This window comes from Massilia sp. DWR3-1-1, from assembly GCF_049898325.1.
In the GTDB taxonomy this organism is placed as follows: domain Bacteria; phylum Pseudomonadota; class Gammaproteobacteria; order Burkholderiales; family Burkholderiaceae_D; genus JAFCUW01.
In genome coordinates this window covers 1-3,285 of sequence record NZ_JAFCXL010000054.1, presented here as the reverse complement: position 1 = coordinate 3,285, position 3,285 = coordinate 1, and the positions used below count along the sequence as shown (strand labels likewise).

Genomic DNA, 3,285 nt, shown 5'->3' with positions numbered 1-3,285 from the left:
GCTTCTCGAATTTGTGGCGACGCTCTTCGCTGTGTTTGTACGGCACGGGCTTACCTAGGAAGAAATGATGCCAGATTGTACACTCCTGTGGCGACCGGTCGAATTATTCAACAACGCCAAAGAAATGATGCCAGATTGTACACTCCTGTGGCGACAGGTCGAATTATTCAACAACGCCGTGGATCAGTGCGTCCGCACTAAACACGATGACCAGCTTCGGTATGCCGGTGTCGGTAAAAATCTAAAAACGGACCGAAACTGGGGACGTTTTTGCCTGGCGTCGATTAATTCAACAACGCCGGTTCCCACTGCGTCCGCGGCAATCGCCGGCGTCACCCGCACCGGAACAAACTCTTGCGCGGGACGAACACCGGCCACGCGCCGCGACCAATTGCTGATCTGCTTTTGAGTAAATCCGTGCTCAAGCGCGAATGCGCGCTGGGACAAGCCACTCGCGCTCCATTGGGCGACACGTTCCTGCCACTCTTTTTCCTGTTCCGCACTCGCCACCGTTTTTCTCCCGCATCATCGAAGAAAGCAGTGTGGGCAACAAGATCACGAAATCATAGGTGATTGGGTTGGACGCTTACCATCGTTTGCGCTCCCTTCGCCCAAGTCTACACCGTTGGCCGCTAGCTGCGCGCGCTGGGCGCCCTTGAGCTGAGCAGTTTTGAGGCGCTGGTTGCCCTCAGCGGCCTGCCCCTGAGTGATGGTGTCAGATGCCTGATGGCCCGCCAGCACGGCGTTGGACCGTGCAACGGATGCCTGGTATTGCGCGGCCGATCGCTGGCCCTGAGCCTGCACGTACGCGCTGCCGGCCGATAGCCCCGCGCCGGCCACTGATGCTCCGATACCCATTTACCCCCCAAGGAGCGTACTTTTGCCCAAGTTCAGGGAGGCGGGATCGACACCGCTCGCCCCTGTGAGGAAAGTGGACGCGACACCAGGTGCGGCGCCAGCTTGGCCGGCGCCGGCTTGGTCCGCCTGAATCGCGCGCGCCCGGCGCTTGGGAAGCCTGCGGACGGCTTGCCTCGGCGGCGGCGGCCGATTCCTTCTGCGCCTGCAGCGCATCGCCGGCGGCCGCCTTCTGTTGGTGCGCAGCATAGAGTTGGGAGCCAAAGATGGCAGCGGCGGCGGAGATTCCCATATCAAAATTCCTTTAGGTATGTGGTCGGCGCGCCAGAAGGCGCGGGATGGCGGCGATCGCCAGCGGTGGCGAGACGCGAGGGCCTGTTAGCAAGCCAGGTATTCACGGCATCCGCCGCGAAGGCAATCCGGTTTGGAGATACCCGAACAGCGTCAACGAATTCCCCGCGACCAATCATGCGGCGCAAGTGCTCTCGCTAAGATCGAGGCGGGCGGCGGTAGCAGCAAATGAAATTAAAGTCATCTTGGGGCAGTTGAGTATGCAGCAGTGCACAGTGTCTGACAGGCCGTGAATGTCACGCGCACCTACGATAACTGCGGCCACCCCGATCACGTACACCTCGCGGGCATCCAGAAGTAAGGGTCTCGGGGCGAAGCCCTGAGGTGGCAAAGCATTGCCGACAAAACTGGATGTATTGAGCCGTGCGATATACATCCAGCATCCTGCCCAGAACGTTGATAGAAATTCTGCACTGAAATTGCATTGAATCTGCGCTGAGTTTGAAGCGAAATGTCCATACATTTGGAGTCCTTTTGCGATAGGCTGGCAGCTCAAGCGCACCGATTCTGCAACCTGGTAACACTCAAATAGTGGTGCAAAGATAGGATATCGCGAGAGAGATATAGTGATGTGGGAACTGAACCGGCAGCAGATCCGCGCCGCTCTGGGGTGCAGCGAATCGAGAATACGGCGACTCGAGCAGGCCGGACTGCCCTTCAACGCACTGGGGGCGCCTGTAGTGCCACGCAGTGCGATTGACGGGCGACCAGCTAAAGTGCCGGTTGAGAAGCCCAAATGGAAACCGGCAGATTGAAAGTCGGCCAACGAGTGAGGTGCATGTGACCCGTCATTTCACTCGGAACGGGCTTCATGCTTCTGTGTGGCAGCTTCCGCCCGGGAAACTAATCCGCCGCTTTGGCTTGACACATCAGGAACTGCTAGCCGTGTGCAGCGCCCTGTCGGTGCAACTGCCGCCGTTGTCGTTCTGGATGCGACGAAGGCGTGGCGAGAACGTCACCTCCGACTTGCTACCTGTAGCGGCTCGCGTTTGAAGACGGCCATGCTCGCATTCGATGCCGTTTTCGGCTCGGATTAACTGCAAATGACAGCAGGGTCGTGCCCACGCTATCTGCAAAAGTGCTTGCAGTCGACGGCGCCGGCGCCGGCTAGCATTCGACGGCACTCCGAAGCCGTCTTGCGACTTCACAAGAGTGACATGGACACGTTGATGACAGCGGGCTATGACGCGCTTGATTAGGCGGTAACCTTTACCCTGGTTTTTTCTTCGTTATTGCTGGGAGCAAGCTGGTCTTCGTTTGATACCTAGCGAAAAGGAAGACAAAGCTCGCCATGTCTGAAATCCCGCGATCTGCGACCAACCGGGGAAGCTCAGCCGGCGCGAACTGGTCATTGCATTCGAAGACGCCGATGGTGTTCTCTAACTTGCCCACAACCGGAAGAGACGGTGCTGTCGCGCCAGCTCGACGACCTTGAGCCGACGCTGGCGCACCACGGCTACCGGCTCAAGGACATGACCGAGCAGTTCAATGCCAAGACTGCCGAGATCCGCGAGCGCATGCTGGCAGCTGGCTTGACGATGTGAGCAGTCATTTGCAGTTAGCGTGAGCCGGCGGCAGTGGAATGCAAGCCGGCACCGTCGATTGCAACCTCATTTGCAGATAGCGTGAGCGTGGGCCCTCCGTCATTTGCAGTTAATTTGAGCCGAAAACGGCGTCAAATGCAAGCACTGCTGGTTTCAAACGCGAGCCGCTACACATGTAGCGCCGAGATTAATCGATTGCGTGACGAACTGGCCGCGTCACTAAAATTAACTGGCAAATGACCAACATACCTCGACCCTATACTTCATATTGCCGCCACTCCTGAAGGCTTCAGCCATTCATCGCACTGGGCCACCAGACTTACGAAGGTGGGGCCGCGATCGGCAAGAAGTGCCCGCCAGGCGCTGGAGCAAGAAAGTGCTAATCCTTGTTTAATCTCTTTTAATCGACTTGCCAGTAAAGTGGACCCCACCGTCAAGACAAATTTTGCCTGAGTTTAAGCTATGGTCTTGATCCCGCCCGCAGCGGATCAGCGCTGCCCTGTCGTGCTTAAATTCATGCATCGGCGAGTGTGGG

At 57.8% G+C, this 3,285-nt stretch carries 3 protein-coding genes; 1 reads left to right on the top strand and 2 read right to left on the bottom strand.

Going from position 1 to position 3,285, the window contains the following annotated elements:
• Positions 1-183: 183 nt before the first annotated feature.
• Together tnpA and ACP7EY_RS23755 are read right to left on the bottom strand one after the other, a co-directional pair.
• Entirely contained in the window at positions 184-510 is a 327-nt protein-coding gene (gene tnpA, locus ACP7EY_RS23760; RefSeq protein ID WP_426197724.1) for an IS66 family insertion sequence element accessory protein TnpA, read from the bottom strand.
• An 811-nt stretch (positions 511-1,321) separates the two neighbouring features.
• Positions 1,322-1,669 carry a hypothetical protein gene (locus tag ACP7EY_RS23755; RefSeq protein ID WP_426197723.1) on the bottom strand — a complete coding sequence of 116 codons (348 nt, stop codon included), beginning with the start codon at positions 1,667-1,669 and terminating at the stop codon, positions 1,322-1,324.
• 943 nt (positions 1,670-2,612) lie between these two features.
• Here ACP7EY_RS23755 and ACP7EY_RS23750 point away from each other — a divergent pair.
• A complete protein-coding gene (locus tag ACP7EY_RS23750; protein ID WP_426197722.1) occupies positions 2,613-2,750 on the top strand; it encodes a hypothetical protein in 138 nt (45 codons plus the stop codon).
• Positions 2,751-3,285 lie beyond the last annotated feature (535 nt).

Coding starts and splice junctions, on each gene's coding strand:
- ACP7EY_RS23755 (WP_426197723.1), bottom strand. CDS start 1,669: ATGTATGGACATTTCGCTTCAAACTCAGCGCAGATTCAATGCAATTTC.